Below are 23529 nucleotides of genomic sequence, written 5' to 3'. Positions count from 1 at the left end.
TGCGGTGTCGGACGGAGAGGGCGTCGTCGACGGCCTGTTCGACATGTCGGCCAAAGTCGCCTTCGACGGCGTGCAGGGCGCGGCGGACCTGGTCACCGACGTCGCAGGCGCCGTGACCGACCTGGCCGCGACGCTCACCGAGGTCGGACTCGCCGCGGTCAAGGGGGTGTGGAACGCTCCGAAGGCCGTGGGGCTCAAGCCCGTACCCACCATCCTGGCCGCCGGGGCGGGCGCCGTTGCCGCGGGCTCGGCGGGCGCGGGAGCGGCGGCCACCGGGGTGGGGATCAGCCTGCCGAATGCGGGGCCGGCCCTGGTCGGTTTCGGTGTGGCCGCGGCCGGCGGGGTCGCCGTGTACGCGGCGGCCCGCAAGTACCGGGCCGTGCACAAGGAACTCAAGCTGGTCGAAGCCGACCCTGAACTCCGCAAACTACGCGCGGGAGTCAGCTCCTTGCGCCGGACGGCCGTGCGCGCCCGCTTCCGGCAGACCGCGGCGGACTTCAACGACCGCCTCGCCCGCCGGCAGCAGCGCAAGCTGATGCGCCGCGCCCACCGACTCGGCGAGCCTGCGACGGTGCGGTCCCCCGCGAACATCTCACGCAAGAGTCGCGCGCTGCTGTCCACCGACCGGCGCGCGCGTAAGGCGACACGGAGGATGCACGCACGTCGGGCCAAGGCGAATGCGCACGCGAGGTCCGCCCGTTCCACACGTCGGGCCCGCACCGCCGTCCTGCGCGACACGGCCGCCCGGCGGCACGTCGTGCGTCGACGGGACCCGGCGACGTTGCCCGGCGGTCGGCGGGTTCAGCGCATGCTCGGATTCGGGTTGGGGCGGTCGAAGGGACTGCCTTGATGCGGCAGTCCGGTGGAGTACGGCGGCGGCCGCGGCGGGGTGCCACAGCGCGTGCGGGCACCGCCTTTCGTGATCGGTGGGCGCATGGTCACAGTGCGGCCAGTCGGCCGACGGCGGCTTCAAGAGCGGACGCGGGGCCCGTGGCCTCGCGCACCGTGACCACCAGCGCCCCGAGTTCGCGAGCGGATGGTGACGCCCCTGCCTTCAGCCAGCAGAAGTGTGCGTTGTCCGCGAGGAGTTCGCGGCGCAGGCGGGCCGCTTCGGGAGCGGTCGGGTGGGCGAGGGCAAGTTCCGCATAGAGACGGCCGGCGCGGACGTGGTAGCCCGCGACGAAGGTGACGTACGCGAGGACTTCCTGGGCGGCGACGGTCGTCGGGGCGGCCGGTCCGTGCGCCGCGGCCAGGCGTTCGACGAGTTCGCGTGCCGCCTGTCGCGCGAGGATCGGGTGGCCCTCGCGCAAAGCCCCGGATATTTCGGCGAGTGCGGCTTGGGCCTGCGGGTCCGGGCGCGCGGAGATCTCCGGTGGAGGCGGACCCTCGGTCGGCTTCGGCTTCGGCTTCGACGCCGGTGTCGGCGGTGCCGGTGCCGGTGTCGGTGTCGGCGGTGTCGGCGGTGCTGGTGCCGGTGCCGGTGCCGGTGTCGGCGGTGCCGGTGGGGCCGCCGGCTGCTGCTCGGGCTCGACCCGGGGCCGGGGTTGCCGCGTCGGCGGCGCAGGCGGGGACTGGGGGTGGACGAGGAGCGGCCCCTGCTCAGGCAGTGGCCGGGGTCGCAACCCGGGTCCCGCGGCGGGGCGGGGTTGCGCCGGTCCCGGCCGTGGCTCCGCGGGGGCGGGTGGAGAACTGCGCCGGATCATCCCGACCCTGCGTCCACGGCGTTTGGGCGCGCCCGGGCTACGCGCGGGACCCGCCGCCACCGCCCGGCCCTCGGCAGTGATGATCAACGGCCATACCGTGCCGTCTGCTTCGTGCGCCTCCGCGCGCACCGGGCGGCCGATAAGGGCGGCGGTTCCGGACACCGCCAAGACGGCCGCCGTACGCGGATCCGTGCCCGGGGGGACCTCCACGTTCTCTCCGTCGACGCGCACGTGCCCGGTGGAGCGCAGTTCGATGGACACCACCGGCCATGCGGGGATGTCCGACAGGTCGGGTTCATCGGTCATGCGGTCGGCGGTCCTTTCACACGTGGTGTCGGGTGGCGCGGGGCCGTGAAGGGCGTCGGCGGGGCAGGTCAACTGACCATGGGGCTCACGTACTCGATGATGTCCGAGGCCGTGGCAGGGTAGTTCCGGGTCCAGCGCACCGCGTCGCTGTCGTTGCCGGAAATGTAGGTGAACGACTTGGCGTCGGCCGCCACGGTGATCACGAGCCCGACATGCCCCCAGTAGTCGCCCGGTCTCGTGAAGAGGACCGCATCCCCGGGTTTCACCCGGTTCAGGTCCTGCTTCTTGATGATCGAGCCCTTGTGGGTCGCGCCCCACCGGTTGTGGAACTCGATCACTCCGGCGGTACGGAACTTCACGCCCGCTTGTGTCCACACCCAGCTCGCGAACATGGCGCACCAGTAGGCGCACCAGCCCGGCCTGGTCGTGTACCTGGGGACGCAGTTCTCGCGCGACGTCGTCGGGGGGTTCTTGTCGTCCTCCTCGACCTGGCCGACCTGGGACTTGGCGATCTCGACGATTTTCGCGCGCACCGGCCCGGCGGGCAGTTGCCCGGGGCCGGCGCCCTTGTCGCCGCCGGGGTTCTTGATCCCGGACTTTCGGGTGGCGAACTCGGAGAGGTGGGTCTCGGCCTTCGACCCGTCCTTGCCGGTCGGCATGCCCTTCGCGTCGAACTTCATCGCGCCGGCATCGCCCTTCTTGGCCTTGTCCCAGATGTCCGGACCCATGAAGTAGCCGACGACGACGAGGTTCAGGACCTCCGCGTCCGTCAGGTTCTTGGGGACGGGGTCGCCGTCCTCGGCCATGAGGCTGCGCACGCGTGCGTCGATGTCGCACATGCGGTAGCCCGTCGCGAGCACGGAGTCGGCGCCGTTGAAAATCTCCAGCTTGCCGTTGCCGTCGCCGTCACGTCCCTGGCCGGCGTCCCAGCCCTTCTGGGTGAAGCCGCCGAGGCCGAGGTTGTCGCCCTTCCGGATCTTCGGGTCCCAGGCCGAGAAGTAGTCGATCACGGCCGCGACGTCCTCGATGCCGACGCCCTCGCAGCGCGCGCCCGCTTTGACGAGGTATTGCACGTACGGCTGCGCACCGGGCGGCAGACGGCTCGCGTCGAACTCCGGGTCCTGTTCGGCGTTGATCGCCTCCTGCACCGCGGCGACCCGGGCAAGCACGCTGCCGGTGCACGCGGTCGTGGCGAGCAGCGCGAACGCCGTTGCCACGGCCGCGAGTCGGCGTCGCGTCGTCGACCGGAGCCGTACGCGCCGCCGAACCGCTCGAGGCCCCGTCACCAGCCGGAGCACCCGCGACGACATCGTGGACATACGGGCGCTCACCCCTGCGTCGGAGGCTCGCTGCGCGCAGTCTGCGAGGGCAGCATCCCGAACTCGGCGCGATAGGTGCCGCTGAAGCGCCCGAGATGGGTGAACCCCCACCGCAACGCCGCGTCGGTGACGGTCTCCTTTGTCGTGCCCTCCGCGATCCTCTTGAGGTCCTGGTGAACGCCGTCGAGCCGCAGTTGGCGCACGTACTCGATCGGGCTCATGCCGACGTGCGTGCGGAAGGCTGCCTGGAGCCGCCGGACGCTGACGCCCGCGATGTCGGCGATGTCGGCGACGACCAGTGGCTCACGGGCGTGCGCCCGGCAGAACTCCATCGCTCGTCGGACGGGCGCGGGAACCGGGGGGACGTCGTTGTCCGTCCCGGTTCCCGCGCGCTCCGGGGCCGAACCCGCCAGGGAGTCGGGCGCGAGTCGCGGCCGGTCGTACTGCTGGAGGTTGAGGAGGGTCTGCGCCAGCAGCAGGCCGAAACGCGCGTTTGTCGACGCCGAGGCCGACAGCACACCCGAGTCGCGCGCCGCGACGAACGCCGAGGCCAGCGACTCCCATACGTGCGAGCGCTTCGCGACGGGGCTCAGCGGCACGGCGAAGCGCAGGGGTGCGGACATCGTGCGTCCGCCTTGGTCGCGCCAGGCCCGTTCGACCAGGCGGCGCGCCAACCGGACCACCACGATCCGGCGGCCGGCGGGCCAACGTGCCCGCACTTGCTGTCCGGGGCAGAGCACGTACGGACCGATCTCGGCGGGGCCGCCGTCGACGCGCACGGCCAGCCCGCCGCCGTCCGAGAAGGTGATGTGGTACGCGTTGTCCGGCATCGCGCCGACCTCGGCCTGCACCGGCACACCGAGCGCCATGACCGCCACGGACACGTCGCCGGACCGGGTGACGACCAGCTCGCCGCGGAACGGATCGGCGGAGAGCGTGCGGAGCCGGTAGGGGGCGACGTGGTCGGCGAGCCCCTGCTGCAGTCCGGAAATCGTGGTGCCGGAGTACACGCGGTTGCTCATCGGATTAGGTGAATGCCAACCGGAATTCTGGGGGCGGCGTGCGCGCGCATTGTCGAACCGCGGCTCAGGGGCGTCGGGCGGAGAAAATCGGAACCGGATTCCCGGGCGTCCCCTGGGGAGGTGGTCGGGGCCGGCGGTCACGGCTTTCAGGTCACTGCTCGCTGCATTGTGCATATCGCGCTCTCCAAGTCGGAACCTGGTTGGGCGATCCCGTGACATATGGGATACGGGAGTTAATCCCGCCAGGTAGGCCGGTCCAGGCGGGGATCGATGCGGCACGGTCGACAGTTGGCAGCACCGGACTGTACCCACGGCCCCGGTGGCGCGGGAGGGTGATATTCGCACGCCGAATTCCGCCGTGCGGTATCGCCATGCACGGTCATGCGTCCGCCCGGCGCGACGTCGCCTGGATATCCGAAATGCGCGTCGCAGTATGTATATTGACGACCCGTCGGTTGTTTCCTAGCCTCCCGAACAGCCGCGCCGTGTGGATCGCGAAATGCCGGGGGCAGGACATGACGAAGAGCCCGATCGAATTCCTGGCCTCCCGGCTTCGGCGGTCGAGACCGGCCCGCGGGCCGGGGGACGCGCCCGCACGGGCCGTCGGATGGTCGTCCGCGATCGTGGTGCTGGCGCTGGTCTCCACCGCCGTGGTGGTGGGCGTCGGTTCGGCCGACTCGAACTCCCGTACCGCCGAGGCGGATGCCTGGCTGCCGACGTCGAAGCGCAACACGATCGTGCACGTCAACGGAACCACTGGTCAGGTGGACGGCCGGATCCCCCTGGGCGCCCCCACCAAGGGGCCCTTGCAGGTGGTGCAGGAGGGCGACAACGTCCTCGTCCTGGACCAGAGCACCGGTGTGCTCACCCGAGTCGACCCGGCGCAGTTGACGGTGGCACGCACCACGACGGTCGAGGGCGGGGCGGGGCAGTACCTCGCTTCCGCGGGTGACGACGTGTGGGTGGTCGACCAGGTGAAGGGCTCGGTGCAGCCGGTCGATCCGCTCACCCTCGCCAATGAGGCCCCCCCGATCGACCTCGGGACCCGTCCCCTCGGTGCGGCCCGGGCGGACGAGGACGGCGTGTTGTGGGTGCTGCTTCCGCAGAACGGCGAGGCGGTGCCGATCGTCGACAACGCCCCGGGTGAACGCGTCAAGGTCGGCGAGCCGGGATCGGTGCTGAAGCTGACCGTCGCGGCCGGCCGCGTCGCGGTGGTGGACAGCCGGGCCGGCACGCTCGTCGTGCTCTCCGCCGACGGCGAGGGCATGACGCTGAGGCTGCCGAGCGGCCTCACCCGTGCCGACCCCGCCAAGGTGCTCGTACCCGCTTCGCAGGTGGGAGCCCTTGTCCCGATACTCGCCACGGACACGGGGGCAATGGTCATCGCCCACGTGGAGAGCGGCGTGGTGCAGGCGGTCGACCTGGACATCGCCAAGACCGCCAAGTACGGCGAACCCCAGGCGCACAACTCCCGCGTCTACATCCCCGACCACGCCACCGGCGAACTTGTCGTCTACGACACGTCGACCGCGAAGTTCGAAGAGCAGATTCGGGTCACGGGCGCGCCCGGGGAACTCAACCTGCATTCGAAGGGGGACCGCGTCTGGGTCAACGACCAGGAGAACTACACCGCGGCGGTCATCGACGAGGAGGGGGTGTGCCATCTCATCGACAAGGACAAGACCCAGGTCCCGACACCTTCTCCGACGGTGACCCCGAGCATCACGCCGTCACCCAGCGGCCCGCCCTCCGAGGGAACGGACACCACGACTCCCGGACCGGTGGACACCGACACGGTCGATCCCGATCCCGATCCGCCGTCGGACCCGCCGTCGGACCCGCCCTCGGACCCGCCCTCGGACCCGCCCTCGGACCCGCCCTCGGACCCGTCCGGAGACCCGCCGTCGGATCCGGAACCGAGCGCGTCGCCCCCCTCCGACACGGGCGAACCCTCCGACCCCCCGGCGCCGACGGTCACCGTGACGGTCACCGCGCCGCCGGCGGATCCGCCGACGACGGCTCCGCCGGAGAGTACGCCGCCGCCGACGACGCAGGCACCGGAACCGAGCGACGGCCCGAGCGCGACCGACACGGAGAAGCCGTCCGGCGATCCCAGTGACGATCCCAGTGGCGATCCGTCGGACGACCCGAGCGACGATCCTTCGGACAACCCCAGCGACGATCCGTCGGACGACCCCAGCGACGACCCGAGCGACGACCCGTCGGACGACCCGAGCGAGACGCCCACGTCCGCGACGCCGACCAAGACGCCGACCAAGACCTCGGCCAAGCCCGGCTCGACGAAACCGAGCACCACGTCCGCCAAGCCGACGGACCCGCCGGACGACGAGCAGAATCCTCCCGGCAAGCCCAAGGCCGAGACCGGCACCAACAAGATCACCGTGGAGTTCGCCAAGGCCCCCAGGTCGAATCCGGACCACTACGAACTCGAAGGCGCACCCGCGGGATCCACCGTGGTCCCCGACGAGGCCCCGGCGAAGGGCCCGTACCGTTTCGAGGTGCGCAACCTCAAGTGCGACAAGGACGACGAGTACAGCTTCAAGGTGGTTGCCGTGTACGGGAGCAAGCGCGTGCCGTCGGCCGCGTCGCCCGCGGTGCGGCCGTGCATCACGCCCACCACGCCCAAGAACGTCAAGCAGGTCCGCGACAACCACCAGGTGAAGCTGTCCTGGACCGCCTCGCCGGGGGCCACGAAGTACCAGGTGACCTGGAAGGGCGAGGGCAGCGCGCCGGACGGCAGCGAGGAGGTCACCGGCACGACCGTCACCGTGAAGAAGCTCAAGAACGGTGCCGAGTACGCGTTCACGATCAGCGCCGTCAACCCGTCCGGCAAGAGCCCCGCGGCCAAGGTCACCGTCGACATGACGCCGCCCAAGAAGACCCTCAACGTGCACCACAATCGCAACAACGGCGTGGACGTCGGGATCCGCAACGACCCGACCTCCGACAGCGGCGGCCGCGCCGGGGCCATCCCGGACGGCTACAAGGGCAACATCACCGTGCACTGCCAGACGAAGGGCTCGACCGAGCGCCGCGCCGACGGCACCGGCGGTTCCAGCGCGATCTGGGACAAGGTGACGTTCAAGGGCACCAACGGCTGGGTCAGCGACGTCTACATCGCGACGTCGAACTCCGGGACCAACAAGTTCTCCTCCGAGCTTTGGGAATGCGAATAGGCGCCGGTGGAACGGTGCTGCCCCGCGGTGCCGCCCCGCGGCATCGCGGGGCGCCCCGGCACCTCCGCATAATTCACCCAGTCGTTTGACTTGATTGTGGCGGTGGCCTGCGGTTGGCTGCCGAACCATGACGCGCCACGGCAGCGGGCTGCGCGACCGTACGGCGATAGCCGGGGTCGGGTGGACCGAGTACTCCAGGAACTCCGGCGTCAGCACGCTGACGCTGGCACTGCGCGCGGTCACCGCGGCCCTGGACGACGCAGGGCTCCGCCTCTCCGACGTCGACGGGGTCGCCTGCCACCGCGTGGGGGACTCTGTGCAGGCGGTGCTGGTCGCCCAGGCGCTCGGGGTCGAGGATCTGCGCTACCACCTCGACATGTTCGGTGGCGGCGGTACGTCGCACCAGGTCGTCGCGCACGCCGCGATGGCCGTCGCGTCCGGCATGGCCGAGACGGTGGTCTGCTGGCGCGCGGTGAACGCGCGCTCGGAGTTCCGCATGGGCGGGACCGGCCGCCCGGCCCCCGACGCGCTGGAGTTCCAGTACCAGTTGCCCTACGGGTACGCCACGCCGCCGCAGCAGTACGCGATGCTCGCCCGCGCCTGGATGCACGCGCGCGGGGCGACGTCCGAGGACCTCGGGCGGGTCGCGGTCACCCAGCGCGAGCACGCCCTGCTGAGCCCGCGCGCCATGATGCGCCGCTCGCTCACGATGGACGACTACCTGGCGGCCCGCTTCATCGCCGAGCCGCTGCGGCTCAACGACTGCTGCCTGGAGACGGACGCCGCGGTGGCGGTCGTGGTCACCAGCGCCGAGCGGGCCCGTGCGCTCGCGAAGCCGCCGGTGCTGATCGCGGGCGCCGCGACCGGCGGCGGGCACACGCTCTTCTCCAACGGCCGGGCCGACCCGACCGTCAGCGCGGCGGCCGACCTGGCGCCGCGGCTCTACGCGGCGGCCGGGATCGGCCCCGACGACATCGACATCGCCGAGCTGTACGACGCGTTCACGTTCCTGGTGCCCCTTCAGCTGGAGGACTACGGCCTCGTCACGCGCGGCGAGACCGGCGGCTTCTACGCCGACGGCCACGCCGGCCTCAAGGGGCGCCTGCCGGTCAACACCCACGGCGGACACCTGTCCGAGGGGTACGTGCACGGGCTCAACCATGTCGCGGAGGCCGCCAGTCAGCTGCGCGGCGAGGCCGGGGACCGGCAAGTCCCGGGCGCGACCGTGGCCCTGACGACCGGTCAGCCAGGCTACGTGGGCGGTACCAGCTCGGCGCTCATTCTGCGGCGAGAGGAGTCCGCGTGACAGAGTCCTCCGGACCACAACACCCGGCGGTCGACCGGGACTCGGCGGCGTGGTGGGCCGCCTTGGCCCGGCACGAGCTGGTGTTCCAGCGCTGCGGCCAGTGCGCGACGTGGCGGTGGCCGGCGCGCGCGATGTGCAACGGCTGCGGCTCGTTCGGCTGGGGCTGGTTCCCGGCCTCCGGGCGCGGCGTGATCACCAGCTGGATCGTCAACCACCACAGCTTCCTGCCCGGCGTGCCCGCGCCGTACGTCGTGCTCAGCGTACGCATGGACGAGCAGGCCGACTTGGTCCTGCCGGGAGCCTACGACGGACCACCCGACGACCCCGCGCTGGAGATCGGCGCGCCGGTCCGCGTGGGGTTCTCCGACCTGCTGGGGGAGCCGCCCGCGGCACTCCTGCGCTGGAGCATTATTCAGTCAACCGCTTGATTAATTTGCAGGCGCTGGGCAGGATGCGGGCGTACCTCGCGGCACACCCCACCGGCCCAGCCCGCACCCTCCCGGCCCCAGCCCCAGGCCACACCCCCACCACAAGGCAGGTCTCGCGATGCGCAACGGATACAAGGTCTTCGACGCGGACGCCCACGTGATCTATCCGCGGGACCTGTGGACGCGGTTCCTCGACAAGAAGCACGGCCAACGGTTCGGACGGCGGCAGCCGTTCCCGGAGTTCGACTCGTACAACCCGGTGACCGTCGACGGGCGCTGGACGCAGCACGACACGATCGTCTACGGCCGCTTCCAGGAAGCGATCAACTGGACGACGGAGGACATGCGCCGGATCTACGGCGACGACCTGCTGGCCAACGGCTTCACCGGCGACCGGGTCGCGGCCGCCCTCGCCCGCGACGGCATCGACGTCGCGGTCGTCTACGGCCCCGAATACGACATGTGGTTCGACGGCGTCGACCCCGAACTCCAGGCGGCGATGGCCCGGGCGTACAACCGCTGGGGTCAGGAGATGCGGGAGTCCTCCGGCAACCGCGTGCACGTCTCCGGGCCGGTGCCGCTCGTCGACATCGGCCGCGCGGTCGAGGAAGTCTCCTACGCGCACGAGCACTTGGGGACGCGCTGTTTCTGGGCGCGGCCGAACCTGTTCGACGGGCGTACGCTCGGCGACCGCTACTACGACCCCCTGTGGGAGCTGCTCCAGGACCTCGGAGTCGCCTTCGGCACCCACGAGTTCATGGGTCTCAAGGGCCGGTCGTTCGGGCACGACCGCTACAAGACGTTCACCGAATGGCACACCGTCGTGCACCCCTTCGAGACCATGGGCGTCATCACGTCGATGATCGCGCACGGCGTGTTCGAGCGCTTTCCGCGGCTGCGCGTCGCGTACCTGGAAGCCGGGTGCGGATGGCTGCCGAGCTGGCTGCACCGCATCGACGAGCAGCTGGAGATGGCCGGCGAACGGGAGTTCCCGGAGCTGACCATGAGCGCCACCGACTACTTCCGGCGCAACGGGTGGATCTCGACCGAGTGCGAGGACCCGTTCGTCTCGGACGTCGTGCGGTGGATGGGCGACGACCGGATCCTCTTCGAGAGCGACTTCCCGCACCCGGACTCCAAGTTCCCGCACACGACGACCGAGTTCCTGGGCCAGGGGCCCGAGATCCTCTCGGATGACAGCAAGCGCAAGATCCTCTGGGACAACCCCGTCGAGTTCTACCGGTTCCCGGACAGCTACCTGCCCACCGCGTTCACCGAGGCGAGTGACCACTGATGGCCCAGTCGACGACCCCGCGCAACACCGCGCAGACCACGGCTCAGACCACGGCTCAGACCACGGTGCCGACCGCCGCGCAGACCGCGGCACCGATCGCCGCGCCGACCAAGGCACGCATCATCTCCGCCGACTGCCACGTCAACGAGCCTCCGCACGTCTTCGACCGCGTGCCGGCCGAATTCCGCGACCGCACCCCGCGCCTGATGCGCGGCGAGGACGGCGGCGACGGCTGGAGCTTCGACGGGAAGCCGCCCAAGCGGACCTACGGCGTCGAGGCCATGGCGGGCCGCGCCAAGGACGAACACGTCGCCTCCGGACTGCGGTTCGAGGACATCCTGCCCGGCAACTACGACGGCGCCGCACACGTCGCCGACATGGAGCTGGACGGTGTGGACGTCTCGGTGGTCTACCCGGCCAACGCGATCTTCACCTACCAGGCGGCGGACCGCGCCCTCGCGCAGGCCTGCATGCTGGCGTACAACGACTGGATCCTCGACGAGTTCCAGGCCGCCGATCCGTCCCGCATCGTCGGCCTGCCGATGCTGCCTGTGGACGACGGCATGCGGGCGGCGACCGCCGAACTGGAGCGCGTGCTCGCGGCCGGTGCCAAGGCGGCGTTCCTGCCCGGGAATCCGGTACGGCCCTACCACGACCCCTACTACGAGGAGTTGTGGACCGCGGCCGAGCGCAACGGGCTGCCGCTGACGTACCACCGCACCTTCGGCGGCAAGCCGCAGGAGACGGACTGGGACAACGTCGCGAACAACAACTTCAGTGCGGCCGGGACGGTGCACCGGTTCTTCTCGTCGACGCGGCAACTCACGTACATGACGCTGGCGGGGGTCTTCGAACGGCACCCGGGACTGCGGATGGTCGTGGGCGAAGTGAACTTCGGCTGGCTGCCGTTCTGGGCGCAGACCATGGACGAGCAGTTCGAGAACCAGCACTCGATGGGCACCTTGCAGGTGAACAGCCCGCCCAGCAAGGTCCTGGGGGAGCAGGTGTTCGTCACGGTGCTCGACGACCGCGTCGGCTTCGACCTGGTGAAGTCGGGCCGGTACCCGTACCTGGCGGCGGCCGCGATGTTCTCCACGGACTACCCGCACAGCGTGTGCCTGTGGCCCAACACCCGCAAGATCGCCGACGAACTGACCCGCGGCCTCGACGAGACCGACGCCGAGCGCATCCTGTCCGGGAACGCGGCCCGAGTGTACGGAGTCTGACGGTGTCCCAGGGGATCCGGCGGCCGCACCAGGCGGTCGACTTCGAGGAGGCGGCACGGCGGTACCCGCCGCCGCCCGAGTACTTCGAAGGCGCGTACCTCGCTTCCGCCGAGGAGATCGAGCGCGTGCAGCTCGCCCGGCTGCGGCACCGCGCGGACCAGGCCTACCGGATCCCCTTCCACCGCAGGCGCTGGGACGCCGCCGGGTTCGCGCCGGGTGACCTGCGGACGCTGGACGACCTGTGGCGGGCGCCGGCGTACACCGTCGACGACATCCGGCGCAGCATCGAGGCGGCGCCGCCGTACGGCGACTACCAGGGCGTCCTACCCGGCGACGCGGCGCGCGAGCCCATGCGGCTTTACATGTCGGGCGGGACCACAGGGGCGTCCCGGCCGACCTTCTACACCGCATGGGACCGCGCCGTCGGCGGCATCCTGGAGGCCCGCCAGCTCTACATGCAGGGCGTGCGCCCCGGCGACGTGGTGGTGAACTCGTGGTCGTACGGCACCCACAACGGGGCCTTCTCGTTCGACGAGGCCGCGTACCAGTGGCTCAACTGCGTGGTCATCACCGCATCGACCGGCAATGTGACGTCGAGCCGCAAGCAGGTGGAACTCGCCCTGGAATACGGCGCGACGGCCATCCTGACGACCGGGGACTACGTGCTGCGGCTCGCCGAGGTCGTGCGGGAGATGGGGCTCGACCCGCGGAAGGACCTTGCGCTCAAGGCGATTCCCAACATCGGCGACACGGCGCTGCTGGAAGAGACGTTCGGGCTGCCGTGCTTCGCGACGTACGGCTTCCACGAGGTGCAGACGGTGGCCGTCGAATGCGAGGCGCGGGACGGACTGCACGTGTTCGAGGACGCGTTCGTCGTGCACGTCGTCGACCCGGAGACGGGGGAGCGGCTGCCGGACGGCGAGACCGGCGCGCTGGTGGTCACCGAGCTGTACAAGACCGGCAGCGCGCAGTTCCGCTACAACATCATGGACCTGTCGTACCTGATGCCACGTCACCAGTGCGCGTGCGGATCGTGGTTGCGCAAGATCGGCCCCTTCGCGGGACGCGGCGACAACATGGTGAAGCTGCGCGGCGTCAACCTGTGGCCTGAGGTGGTCGGCGAGGTCGCCACGGCCGTGCCGGGCGTGGCCCCCGACTACTTCGTGCGTGCGGTACGCGAGGGCAACCGGGACGAGATGGTCGTGCACGTGGTGGCCGAGGGGGACCCGGCAGGGTATGCGGATCTTGCCGATAGCGTCGAACACGCCCTGCGCGAGCGCTTCGGCGTCCGCATCCGCGCCGAGATCGCGGCTCCCGGCGCACTGGACGGGTGGACCGGGGTCGATGTCTCGCCCAAGCTCAAGAGGTTCCGTGATGAGCGCTGACCGGCAGCCCGCGACCGACGCCCAGCCCGTAAGCGGCGCACAGCCCGCGACCGGCGCCCAGCCTGCAAGCGGCGCACAGCCCGCGGGCGCACAGCGCGCAGTCGACCCGAGGCCCGTGGTCGTCGACTACCTGTGCAACGCCTTCTTCCCCGACCGTCAGGCGCTGTGGGACGACGCGATCGCGTCGACGGGCATCAACGTGCGCGTACGGCGCGGCCCCGACGAGGCGTTCTGCGACGCGGACACAATGGTCGCCCGGATGGACGCGCACGGGGTCGGGACCGTCCTGCTGCCGACCGGGGACCTGTCCGCACACGCGGCGGTGGACCCGCGCGACTACGACCACTACGCGATGCGCTGGACCGAGTACGCGGAGCTGACCAAGCGTCACCCCGGGCGCTTCGCCGCGCTGTTGGTGGTCGACCCGACGCGCGGCATGGCCGGGGTCGCCGACGCACGGGCGCGGATCGCCGACGACCCGACGGTGGCCGGGCTGTACCTGCACACGCACAGTTGGGACCGGCGCTTCGACCACGCCGACTACTACCCCTGGTACGCGATGTGCGCCGACCTGGACGTCCCCGTGGCGATGCAGGCCGGCACCTCCGGCGGGCTGATGGCGAGCGAGTGCGGCCACCCCATCGGGATCGACCGGCCCGCGCTGTACTTCCCCGGCGTGCGGTTCGTGCTGTCGCACACCGGCTGGCCGTGGGTCGACGAGGCGGTGTCAATGGCCATGAAGTTCCCCAACGTGTACCTGGGGACGGGTGCGTACCCGCCGCGCCACTGGCACGCGTCGGTGCACCAGTTCCTCGCCGGGCCCGGGCGGCGCAAGGTCATGTTCGGCACCAACTTCCCGACGGTCGCGCACGGCAAGGCACTTGCCCAGATCGCGGAACTCGACCTGCGCGCGGAGACGCGGGAACGGCTGCTGGGCGGCACGGCGCTCGAGGTGTTCACCCGGCTCGGCAGGTCGGGGCCTCTCGCGACGGGCACGCCGGAGGCACAGGGAACGCCGGAGACATGGGACACGCGGGACACGCCGGAGACACCGGATACGCCGGGAGGCACATCGTGAGCGCTGCGTTCGAGACCGGCCCGACCGTCGGTGCGGTGTACGGCATTCCGCCGCAGCCGCCGATCGCCGAGAACACGCGCGTGCTGGACGCGGGTGCGGTGCGCATCGGCGTCGAGTACCGCGACGTCCGGCCGGACGATTTGCGAGCCGCGTACGCGGGCAACGCCGACCAACTGGCCGAGTTGGCGGAGAAGTCGCCGGCCGGGGGCTTCTCCGACGAAGGCGTGTCCGTGCACGTCTTCGACGCGGAGGACGGCCACGAGTACCTGCGCTTCGACCTGTTCGACGGCGAGCCGCACTACCACTACAACCACCGGACCGGACCGGACGGCGAAGTGGTCAACAACGTCGTGCCGTTCGACGTGACGGCGGGCGGCGACATGCTGGAGTGGGCGTTCGAGCGGCTGCGTACGCGCCTGCCGGAGATGCTGACCAAGGCGGGCGGCGGCGAGTTGGCGGCGAAGGTCGACGCGGCGTTGCTGGAACCGGTCCTGACGGAGGCTCAGGCCATGGCGCTGGCGGCCCGGGCGGCGTACCGGCGGGTGGCAGGGGCGTGAGCGGAGCCGCAGGGAGAGCCGTAGCCGGAGCAAGAGTCGGCGTCGGAGTCGGCGGGCGTGTGCCGGGGAACGCTCTGAGAGGCGCGGGCGCGGAGGACTCGCGCATCCTGGTCCCCGAGCACGAGGTCAAGCGGTTGCTCGCGGAGCTGGGCGTACGGGTGCCGCGTGGGACGGCGATTCCGTACGCCGACGGCCCCGACGCGGTCGCGAAGGCCGCGGAGCAGCTGGGCGCCACGCTGGTCCTCAAGGCGTACGGGCCGGGGCTGGTGCACAAGACCGACGTGGGCGCGGTGCGCCTGGGCCTCGACTCCGCGTCGGTCGCGGCGGAAGCACGCACGATGGCGGTGCGGCTGGCCGGGCACGGTGTGGTGCCGGACGGCTGGCTGGTCGAGGATCAGCAGGCCGCCGGCGTCGAGGTGATCGTCGGCCGGGTGCGAGGCCCCTTTGGAGACGCCATGCTGCTCGGGCTCGGGGGAACGCTGGCGGAGACGCTGGACCAGGCGGTGGTGCGGCTCGCCCGGTCGGGCGCAGTGCCCGCCGGATGGTTCCCGGGCGGATCGCTCGGTGCGGAGATGATCGCCGCCATGCCGGGACTCGACGCGCTGCGCGCGGCCCGGGGCGCCGAGCCGGTGGACCTGGACGCGCTGGCGTTGCTGGTCGACGCGTTGGACGGGCTGCCGGCCGCGGTCGCCGCGGCGTACCCGGGCTTCGAGCCCGACGAGTTCGAGTGCAACCCGGTGATCGCGACGGCCGAGGGGGCCGTCGCGGTCGACGCCCGGCTGATCCTGCGGCGTCGGTCGGAAGAGGTTGGCGCTCGCGACGTGTTCGCTGGATTCGGTGATTCCGTCAAACCCGGCGAATCAGGCAAATCCGGTGAAGATGGCAAATCATGTGAAGCCGGTGAAGCCGGTGAACATCACGCATCCGGTGATGGCTCCCTGCGGCCCGAGTCCGACGCGCCGGGCCGTACCGACTTCGCGCCGTTGTTCGCGCCGCGCACGGTCGCGGTCGCGGGCGCGTCCACCGGCAAGACCACGTTCGGCAATCGCTTCCTCGCCGCGTATCGCGCGTTCGGCTGGACCGACGGGCTGTACGCCGTGCACCCCTCGGCCGAGTCGATCGACGGTGTCCCGGCCGTCGCCTCGGTCGCGGACATCCCCGGTGGCGCCGACTACCTTCTCGTCGCCGTTCCGGCGGCCGCGACCCCCGCATTGGTGGCGGCCGCGGCCGGGCACGCACGGTTCGTGCACGTCGTCAGCGGCGGCTTCCGGGAGGCGGGCGCCGCCGACCTGGAGGACGAGCTGCTGGTGGCCGCGCGGCGCGCGGGCGTACGCCTCCTCGGCCCCAACTGCCTTGGCGTGTACGCCCCCTCCGGCCGCCAGACGTTCCAGCTCGGGGTGTCGGCGGAGCCCGGCGGCGTGGGCGTCGTGTCGCAGAGCGGAGGCCTGGCCGGCGACATCGTCGCCGCGGGCACGCGCCGCGGCCTGCGGTTCTCGGGCCTGGTGACGATCGGCAACGCGATCGACGTCGGTGCCGCCGAACTGGTCGAACACTTCGTCGACGACCCGGCGACCGAGGTGATCGGCATGTACCTCGAGGGCACCCGGGGTGGTGAGCGGTTGGCGCGCGCCGTCCTGCGCGCGGGCGCGCACCGCAAGCCGGTCGTCGTCCTGGCGGGCGGCCTCAGTCGGCAGGGCGCGCGGGCTGTTGCCTCGCACACCGGCGCACTCGCGGGTGAGGAGCGCATGTGGCAGGCGCTGAGCGCCGCTTCGGGGCTCAGCGTGGTGCACACGCTGGAGGACTTCCTTGCGGTACTCGCGATGCTGCAGCGGTATCCGCGGGCGGAGGCATGGTCGGCGTCGGAGCGGCGCTCGGATTCGGGCTCGGAAGCGGGTTCGGGCTCGGGCTCACGATCGCGCACGGGCGTGCTGGTCATCGGCCCCGGCGGCGGTGCGTCCGTCCTCGCGACCGACGCCTGCGACCGGGCGGGGCTTGCCGTACGCCCGCTCCCCGCCGACGTCGTGGCCGCCTTGCGCGAGCGCGGCTACGGCGCCGGGACGTCGCTGCTCAACCCGATCGAGATCCCGCTCGGCCCGGCGACCGGACCCGACTCGTTCGCCCGCGTCCTCGACCCGGTGCTCGCGGCCACGGAGTTCGCCGACGTGCTCCTGCACGTGAACGTGCAGTCCTACTACGGGTACGCGGACACCGGAGTCGCGCCGCTGCTCGCCCTCGTCGAGAGCCTGGCCGGCCCGACCCGGCACGGCGTACGCCTGAGCCTGGTGCCGCGGAACCTGGACTGCGCGCCGAGTGCGGACGCCGAGGGGGTGCTCGCCGCGTGCGCGCGGTCGGGCGTACCGGCGTTCCGCGACCTGGACCAGGCCGCGGTGGCGATTGCCGCGGCGCAGCGCCTGCGCGAGCCGCGGGCATGAGGCTGTTCGGACCGAACCACCCGAACCACCCGTCACACCCGAGGAGTTGCGCATGCGCGCCGCCGTCCTGACCGAGTTCCACGCGCCGCTCGCCGTCCGCGACGACGTCGAGATCGACGAGCCGGGGCCTGGCGAGGTGCTGGTACGGGTCGCCGCGTCCGGCATCTGCGGCTCGGACCTCAAGGCCATCGACGGCAAGAGCCCGGTGGCGCGGCGGCTGCCGGCGATCCTCGGGCACGAGAGCGCGGGGGTCGTCGAACGGGTGGGCGCCGGGGTCACGATGGCGTCGCCGGGCGACCGGGTGATCATCGCGATGACCGGCAACTGCGGGCGGTGCGAGCCGTGCCGCCGCGGGGCGTACGGCGGCTGCCGCAGCCCGATCCGGCTCAGCCAGCTCGGGCAGATGCGGGACGGGACGACACGGCTGCGGGTGGACGGGCAGGACGCGTACCCGTTCATCGGCATCGGGTCGTTCGCGGAGTACGCGGTGGTCAACGAGGAGGTGCTGATCCGGGTGCCGGACGCGTTGCCGCTGGCGCAGGCGTGCCTGCTGGCCTGCGGGGTGATCACGGGTGTCGGCGCGGTGCTCAACACCGCGCAGGTGCAGCCCGGGTCGAGCGTGCTGGTCGTGGGTGCGGGTGGGGTGGGCCTCAACGTGCTCCAGGGCGCCGTGCTGGCGGGGGCGGCGCGTATCGTGATCGCCGACGTAAATCCGGACAAACTCCCCCTGGCGGAGGCCTTCGGCGCGACCGACACGCTGCTGTCCGGCGAAGACCTTCCCGACCAGGTGGGCAAGATCGTGGACGGCGGCGTCGACTACGCCTTCGACGCGACCGGGGTGCCGGGCGTACTGGCCAAGGCCTTCGCGGCCACTCGGGACGGCGGTACGACGGTGATGGTCGGCAGCCCGCCCAACGAGCCGATCAGCCTCATGCCGCAGCAGCTCTTCTTCAACCGCACCCTCAAGGGCTGCGCGGGCGGCGGCGGGCTCCCGGCCCGCGACCTGCCGCGGTTGATCGACCTGGTGGCGTCCGGACGGCTCGACCTCGCGCGGCTGATCAGCGCCACCGTGCCGCTCGACGGCATCAACGGCGCGATCGACGAGGTACGGGCCGGGCGGCTCGCGCGGGCGGTGGTCACCTTCTAGATCCGGGGCGCCGCGCCGATCGGTGCGGGGAGCGGCCGAGGCGGCACGGCCGGCGGCGGCATGGCGGCAGGCTGGAGGCCGCGAGGCCAGAGACGGCAGGCTGGAGGCGGCACGTCCGGCGGCGGCACGGGCTGAGACGACACGGCTGGAGATGGCACGGCCGCGGTTTGGCAAAAGGTCGGTCGGGTTTCCCGCCCGGGCGGAAAACGACGGGACTTCGTCGGCTGCATGGTGATTACATGTAAGCCGCCCGCGTGAGGGCGCGCGTCAGCGTGCCGCTTTTCCCCGCGGGGCCGCGGATAGCCTGGACCGTCCAGGCCGGGTGACCGCCGAGATCCGCTGTGTGTGAGAGAGACCGCGTGCTGATCAAACTCGTCAGGGCCCATCTGAAGCCCTACACCGGGGCCATAGGACTGCTGGTCCTGCTCCAGCTCATCCAGACCTCGGCGACCCTGTATCTGCCGACCCTCAACGCCGACATCATCGACAAAGGTGTGGTCCCCGGGGACAACGGCTACATCTGGCGGACCGGCGGCGTCATGCTCGGCGTATCGGTGCTGCAGATCATCTGCTCGATCGGCGCGGTGTACTTCGGCGCGCGGACCGCGATGGCCCTCGGCCGCGACGTACGAGCCGCCGTGTTCGACCGCGTGCAGTCCTTCTCGGCGCGCGAGGTGGGGCAGTTCGGTGCGGCGTCCCTGATCACGCGTACGACGAACGACATCCAGCAGGTCCAGATGCTGGTCCTCATGACGTTCACGCTCATGGTCTCCGCGCCCATCATGTGCGTGGGCGGCATCATCCTGGCGCTCAACCAGGACGTGCCGATGTCGCTGCTGCTGGTCGCCATCGTGCCGGCCCTCGGCATCATCGTCGGCGTCATCGTGAGCCGGCTGCGCCCGCTGTTCCGCAAGATGCAGGGCGACCTCGACACCGTCAACCGCGTCCTGCGCGAGCAGATCACCGGCCTGCGGGTGATCCGCGCGTTCGTCAAGGACGACCACGAGCGGCGGCGGTTCGAGGCGGCCAACGAGGAACTGACCGACGTGTCCTGGCGGGTCGGCCGCATCATGGCCCTCATGTTCCCGCTGGTCATGACCGTGGTGAACCTGTCGTCCGTGGCCGTGATGTGGTTCGGCGCACACCGGATCGACAGCGGCGACATGCAGATCGGCGCGCTCACCGCGTTCCTCAGCTACCTGATGCAGATCCTCATGTCCGTGATGATGGCCACCTTCATGTTCATGATGGTGCCGCGCGCCGAGGTGTGCGCCGAGCGCATCCAGGAAGTCCTCGAGACCGAGACCACCGTGGTCCCGCCGGTGGCGCCGGTGCGCTCCGTCGAACGGCACGGGTACGTCGAACTCCGCGACGTCGGGTTCCGCTACCCGGGCGCGGAGGCGGCGGTGCTGCGCGGCATCGGGTTCTCGGCGCGGCCGGGGGAGACCACCGCGGTCATCGGCTCGACGGGCAGCGGCAAGACCACACTGCTCAGCCTGCTGCCGCGGCTTATGGACGCCACCGAAGGCGCGGTCCTCGTCGACGGCGTGGACGTGCGTACCCTCGACCCCGCGCTGCTGGCGCGGATCGTGGCGCTGGTGCCGCAGAAGCCGTACCTCTTCTCCGGCACGATCGCCGGCAACCTGCGGTACGGCAACCCTGACGCGACCGACGAAGACCTGTGGCACGCGCTCGACGTGGCGCAGGCGCGGTCCTTCGTCGAGGAGATGCCCGAGAGGCTGGACGCGCCGATCTCGCAGGGCGGCACCAACGTGTCGGGCGGCCAGCGGCAGCGTCTCGCGATCGCGCGGGCCCTCGTACGCAAGCCCGAGGTCTACCTCTTCGACGACTCCTTCTCGGCGCTCGACTACGCGACGGACGCACGGCTGCGCGCGGCGCTCGGCCGGGAGATCGCGCACGCCACCGTGATCATCGTGGCGCAGCGGGTCAACACCATCCGCGACGCGGACCGGATCATCGTGCTCGACGAGGGCGAGGTCGTGGGGGACGGGACGCACACCGAACTGATGGCGTCGAACGCGACGTACCGCGAGATCGTGCTGTCGCAGCTCACCGAGGAGGAGGCGGCGTGACGACGTCGGAACACAACGGCGCGGCGCCTGCCCCCGGAAGCGCGGCGGCGGAGGCGGAGGTGGAGGCCGCGGGGGCCACGCCGGAAGCCGCAGAGACGGTGGACACCGCGAAAGCCGTGGAGAGCCCGGACACCGCGGACACCCCGGACACCGCGGACACCGCGGACACCGCGGACACCGCGGCGCAGAACGGCGCGGCCACGGACGCGGACGGCGCGCCGCGTCGGGGCCCGCAGCCCATGGCCGGCCCCGGCCGCTTCATGGGCGGGCAGCCGGCCGAGAAGTCGCTCAACTTCAAGGCGTCCGGGCTGCGGCTGCTGAAGCTGCTGGAGCCGGAGAAGCGCTGGGCGTACGCCGTCGTCGTCCTCGCCGTGCTCGCCGTCGGGCTCTCCGTGGTCAGCCCGAAGATCCTGGGCGAGGCGACCGACAAGATCTTCACCGGCGCGTTCGGACCGAACGGCGTCGACTTCGGCGCGGTCGGGGTCATCCTCGGCTGGGCGGCCCTGGTCTCCCTGGGGTCGGGCGTGTTCAGCATCATCCAGTCGCGTATCGCGAACCGGGTGCTGCAGCGCGCGATCAAGCGGCTGCGTACCCAGGTGGAGGAGAAGTTGGCGCGGCTGCCGCTCGCGTACTTCGACCGCCAGCCGCGCGGCGAGGTGCTGAGCCGGGTCACCAACGACATCGACAACCTGGGCCAGACACTGCAGCAGACCATGAGCCAGCTGCTCTTCTCGCTGCTCACCATCGCCGGTGTGCTCGGGATGATGTTCTGGATCTCCTGGCTGCTCGCGCTCGTCGCGCTGGTCACCGTGCCGGTCTCGATCATCGTGGCCGCGCGCATCGGCAAGAAGGCCCAGCCGCAGTTCATCCAGCAGTGGAAGACCACCGGCAAGCTGAACGCGCACATCGAGGAGATGTACACCGGCCACGCGCTGGTCAAGGTCTTCGGTCGGCAGGACGAGTCGGCGGAGATCTTCCGGGCGGAGAACGAGAAGCTCTACAACGCCTCGTACCGCGCCCAGTTCGTCTCCGGGCTCATGCAGCCCGCGATGATGTTCATCGGCAACCTCAACTACGTCCTGGTCGCCGTCATCGGCGGCCTCCGCGTCTCATCCGGTGCGCTCTCGATCGGCGACGTGCAGGCCTTTGTCCAGTACAGCCGCCAGTTCAGCCAGCCGCTCACACAGGCCGCCAGCATGGCCAACCTCATCCAGTCCGGCGTGGCCTCCGCCGAGCGCGTCTTCGAACTCCTCGACGCGCCCGAGCAGACCCCCGACCCCGCCGAGCCCGCCCGCCCCGCCGAACTGCGCGGCCGGGTGGCCTTCGAGAAGGTCTCCTTCTCGTACAGCCCCGCCAAGCCCCTCATCACCGACCTGTCGCTGGCCGTCGCCCCCGGGCAGACCGTCGCGATCGTCGGCCCGACCGGCGCCGGCAAGACCACCCTCGTCAACCTCCTGATGCGCTTCTACGAGGTCACCGCGGGCCGCATCACCCTCGACGGGGTGGACACCGCCACCATGTCCCGCGACGAACTGCGTTCGTCGGTGGGCATGGTCCTCCAGGACACCTGGCTGTTCGGCGGCACCATCGCGGACAACATCGCGTACGGCACCTCGGGCGCCACCCGCGAGCAGATCTGCGACGCCGCCAAGGCCGCCCACGCAGACCGCTTCATCCGCACCCTCCCCGAGGGCTACGACACCGTCGTCGACGACGAGGGCACGGGCATCAGCGCGGGTGAGAAGCAGCTGATCACCATCGCCCGCGCCTTCCTCTCGCAGCCCACCATCCTTGTCCTGGACGAGGCCACGAGCTCGGTCGACACCCGCACCGAAGTCCTCATCCAGCGCGCCATGGCCCGCCTCCGGCACGGCCGTACCGCATTCGTCATCGCCCACCGCCTGTCCACCATCCGCGACGCGGACACGATCCTCGTCATGGAGTCCGGCCGCATCGTCGAGCAGGGCAACCACGACACCCTCCTGTCGGCGCGCGGCGCCTATGCCCGCCTCTACGAATCCCAGTTCGCGGAGGCCCCCGCCGAGGTCGACTGACGGCCCGGACACGACTCGGCCCCGGCACATGAGCCACGTGCCGGGACCGAGCCGTCGTCCGCCTCCTCCGCCTGGCCAGGGCACCTGGCCTGGCTACCTGGCGCGGTAACCTGCCGTGCTCACCGGCCGTGCTCACCGGGCGTGCTCACCATGTGCGCTCACCTGGCCGACCCGCCGCAACGGGCCGACCGACCCCGGCTGAGCGCTACTTGTCGAGCCGCTGCCGCAACGGCAGGTCGGCGACGTCCAGGGGCGCCTTGTCGCCCGCACCGCGCGGGGCGTTCGGGGCAGCGACGGCGGACCGCTTGGCGCCCACCTGCGCAGCGCCCACCGCACTGCGCGTGTCGGTAAGGATCTGCTCCGACAGCACAACCGGGCCCCCAAAGACGTCGACCTACGCCCCAGGCCTTCCAGGCGCCCCCAACAACCCGCCCACACAAGCGAACTCGCGTCCAGGCCCTGCGGTTAGCCGACGCCCCGACCCCGCCGACACCCCCCGCGCACTCACCCCACGACACCGCCGCGCCCCTCGGCCAGGTCAGTGCGGTGTCCGCCCACAGCCGGAACCCGACCGCGACCCCGCCCATCCCGACGCGGATCGGCCGCAGGTCCCCACATCCGCCCCCATCGGCCGCCCGGCTCACCAACCACCCCAGCACGTACGATTTCCCGCCGCGAACAGTCCGCAACGCGACCACCGCGACCACCGCCCCGGAGGCTCCCACTTCGTACCACCCCACCGACTGGGGCGCCACGCACCAACCAAAAGCCGGCGCCAACCGACCCGTGTCACCCCCGCCTATCCAGTGGCGAACCCACCCCCAAAGTGCGGTATGGTTTCCGTGCTCGGCCAGCTGAGCACCGGGACGTGGCGCAGCTTGGTAGCGCACTTGACTGGGGGTCAAGGGGTCGCAGGTTCAAATCCTGTCGTCCCGACGGTGTTTGTGCAGGTCAGGGGCATGATCGCGATTCGCGATCATGC

17 protein-coding genes and 1 tRNA gene are annotated in these 23529 nt (G+C 71.2%); 14 read left to right on the top strand and 4 right to left on the bottom strand.

The window, feature by feature from the left end:
- The first annotated feature begins 4 nt into the window (after positions 1-4).
- The gene (locus AB0C36_RS03060) at positions 5-850 is read left to right on the top strand and encodes a hypothetical protein (RefSeq protein WP_358348331.1); all 846 of its coding nucleotides are present in this window, start codon (positions 5-7) and stop codon (positions 848-850) included.
- An 88-nt stretch (positions 851-938) separates the two neighbouring features.
- On the opposite strand, the gene AB0C36_RS03055 is transcribed toward AB0C36_RS03060, so the two are convergent.
- The 3 genes from AB0C36_RS03055 to AB0C36_RS03045 form a co-directional block, all read right to left on the bottom strand.
- Positions 939-1310, bottom strand: coding sequence for a hypothetical protein (locus tag AB0C36_RS03055; RefSeq protein WP_358348328.1), 372 nt, complete (start codon positions 1308-1310; stop codon positions 939-941).
- Between the two features lie 767 nt (positions 1311-2077).
- Positions 2078-3226 carry a CHAP domain-containing protein gene (locus tag AB0C36_RS03050; RefSeq protein ID WP_358348325.1) on the bottom strand — a complete coding sequence of 383 codons (1149 nt, stop codon included), beginning with the start codon at positions 3224-3226 and terminating at the stop codon, positions 2078-2080.
- A 110-nt stretch (positions 3227-3336) separates the two neighbouring features.
- On the bottom strand, positions 3337-4350 hold the full coding sequence (locus tag AB0C36_RS03045; RefSeq protein ID WP_358348322.1) for an AraC family transcriptional regulator: 1014 nt from the start codon (positions 4348-4350) through the stop codon (positions 3337-3339).
- Positions 4351-4865: 515 nt separating this feature from the next.
- Between AB0C36_RS03045 and AB0C36_RS03040 the strand changes: the two genes are divergently transcribed.
- The 12 genes from AB0C36_RS03040 to AB0C36_RS02985 all read left to right on the top strand — a co-directional run bounded on the left by AB0C36_RS03040 (position 4866) and on the right by AB0C36_RS02985 (position 22547).
- Positions 4866-7547 carry a fibronectin type III domain-containing protein gene (locus AB0C36_RS03040; RefSeq protein ID WP_358348320.1) on the top strand — a complete coding sequence of 894 codons (2682 nt, stop codon included), beginning with the start codon at positions 4866-4868 and terminating at the stop codon, positions 7545-7547.
- Between the two features lie 127 nt (positions 7548-7674).
- The gene (locus AB0C36_RS03035) at positions 7675-8853 is read left to right on the top strand and encodes a thiolase C-terminal domain-containing protein (protein WP_358348317.1); all 1179 of its coding nucleotides are present in this window, start codon (positions 7675-7677) and stop codon (positions 8851-8853) included.
- Positions 8850-9281 carry a Zn-ribbon domain-containing OB-fold protein gene (locus tag AB0C36_RS03030; protein ID WP_358348314.1) on the top strand — a complete coding sequence of 144 codons (432 nt, stop codon included), beginning with the start codon at positions 8850-8852 and terminating at the stop codon, positions 9279-9281. The genes AB0C36_RS03035 and AB0C36_RS03030 overlap by 4 nt, the downstream gene beginning before the upstream one ends.
- A 118-nt stretch (positions 9282-9399) precedes the next feature.
- The gene (locus AB0C36_RS03025; RefSeq protein ID WP_358348312.1) at positions 9400-10575 is read left to right on the top strand and encodes an amidohydrolase family protein; all 1176 of its coding nucleotides are present in this window, start codon (positions 9400-9402) and stop codon (positions 10573-10575) included.
- A complete protein-coding gene (locus AB0C36_RS03020) occupies positions 10575-11801 on the top strand; it encodes an amidohydrolase family protein (protein ID WP_358348310.1) in 1227 nt (408 codons plus the stop codon). The genes AB0C36_RS03025 and AB0C36_RS03020 overlap by 1 nt, the downstream gene beginning before the upstream one ends.
- A gap of 2 nt (positions 11802-11803) precedes the next feature.
- A complete protein-coding gene (locus tag AB0C36_RS03015; protein WP_358348307.1) occupies positions 11804-13186 on the top strand; it encodes a phenylacetate--CoA ligase family protein in 1383 nt (460 codons plus the stop codon).
- Positions 13176-14264: an amidohydrolase family protein gene (locus AB0C36_RS03010; RefSeq protein ID WP_358348305.1), complete on the top strand. Its 1089-nt coding sequence runs from the start codon at positions 13176-13178 to the stop codon at positions 14262-14264. The genes AB0C36_RS03015 and AB0C36_RS03010 overlap by 11 nt, the downstream gene beginning before the upstream one ends.
- A complete protein-coding gene (locus tag AB0C36_RS03005; protein ID WP_358348303.1) occupies positions 14261-14821 on the top strand; it encodes a DUF7700 domain-containing protein in 561 nt (186 codons plus the stop codon). Before AB0C36_RS03010 ends, AB0C36_RS03005 begins: the two co-directional genes overlap by 4 nt.
- 59 nt (positions 14822-14880) lie before the next feature.
- Positions 14881-17253 carry an acetate--CoA ligase family protein gene (locus AB0C36_RS03000; protein ID WP_358348301.1) on the top strand — a complete coding sequence of 791 codons (2373 nt, stop codon included), beginning with the start codon at positions 14881-14883 and terminating at the stop codon, positions 17251-17253.
- A 52-nt stretch (positions 17254-17305) separates the two neighbouring features.
- Positions 17306-18400 carry an alcohol dehydrogenase catalytic domain-containing protein gene (locus tag AB0C36_RS02995; RefSeq protein WP_358348299.1) on the top strand — a complete coding sequence of 365 codons (1095 nt, stop codon included), beginning with the start codon at positions 17306-17308 and terminating at the stop codon, positions 18398-18400.
- 359 nt (positions 18401-18759) lie between these two features.
- Positions 18760-20493 (top strand): ABC transporter ATP-binding protein, encoded by a 1734-nt coding sequence (locus AB0C36_RS02990; protein ID WP_358348297.1) that lies wholly within the window; start codon positions 18760-18762, stop codon positions 20491-20493.
- A gap of 239 nt (positions 20494-20732) precedes the next feature.
- The gene (locus tag AB0C36_RS02985) at positions 20733-22547 is read left to right on the top strand and encodes an ABC transporter ATP-binding protein (RefSeq protein WP_435838975.1); all 1815 of its coding nucleotides are present in this window, start codon (positions 20733-20735) and stop codon (positions 22545-22547) included.
- 205 nt (positions 22548-22752) lie between these two features.
- Here the strand turns inward: AB0C36_RS02985 and AB0C36_RS02980 are convergent, their stop codons facing one another.
- Positions 22753-22878 (bottom strand): hypothetical protein, encoded by a 126-nt coding sequence (locus AB0C36_RS02980; protein ID WP_358348294.1) that lies wholly within the window; start codon positions 22876-22878, stop codon positions 22753-22755.
- 531 nt (positions 22879-23409) lie between these two features.
- Here AB0C36_RS02980 and AB0C36_RS02975 point away from each other — a divergent pair.
- Positions 23410-23483, top strand: a tRNA-Pro gene (locus AB0C36_RS02975).
- Positions 23484-23529: the final 46 nt, after the last annotated feature.

This window comes from Streptodolium elevatio, assembly GCF_040649515.1.
Lineage (GTDB): Bacteria > Actinomycetota > Actinomycetes > Streptomycetales > Streptomycetaceae > Yinghuangia > Yinghuangia elevatio.
Note: the sequence above shows the minus strand (reverse complement) of the source record. Positions and strands in the feature narration are given on the sequence as shown.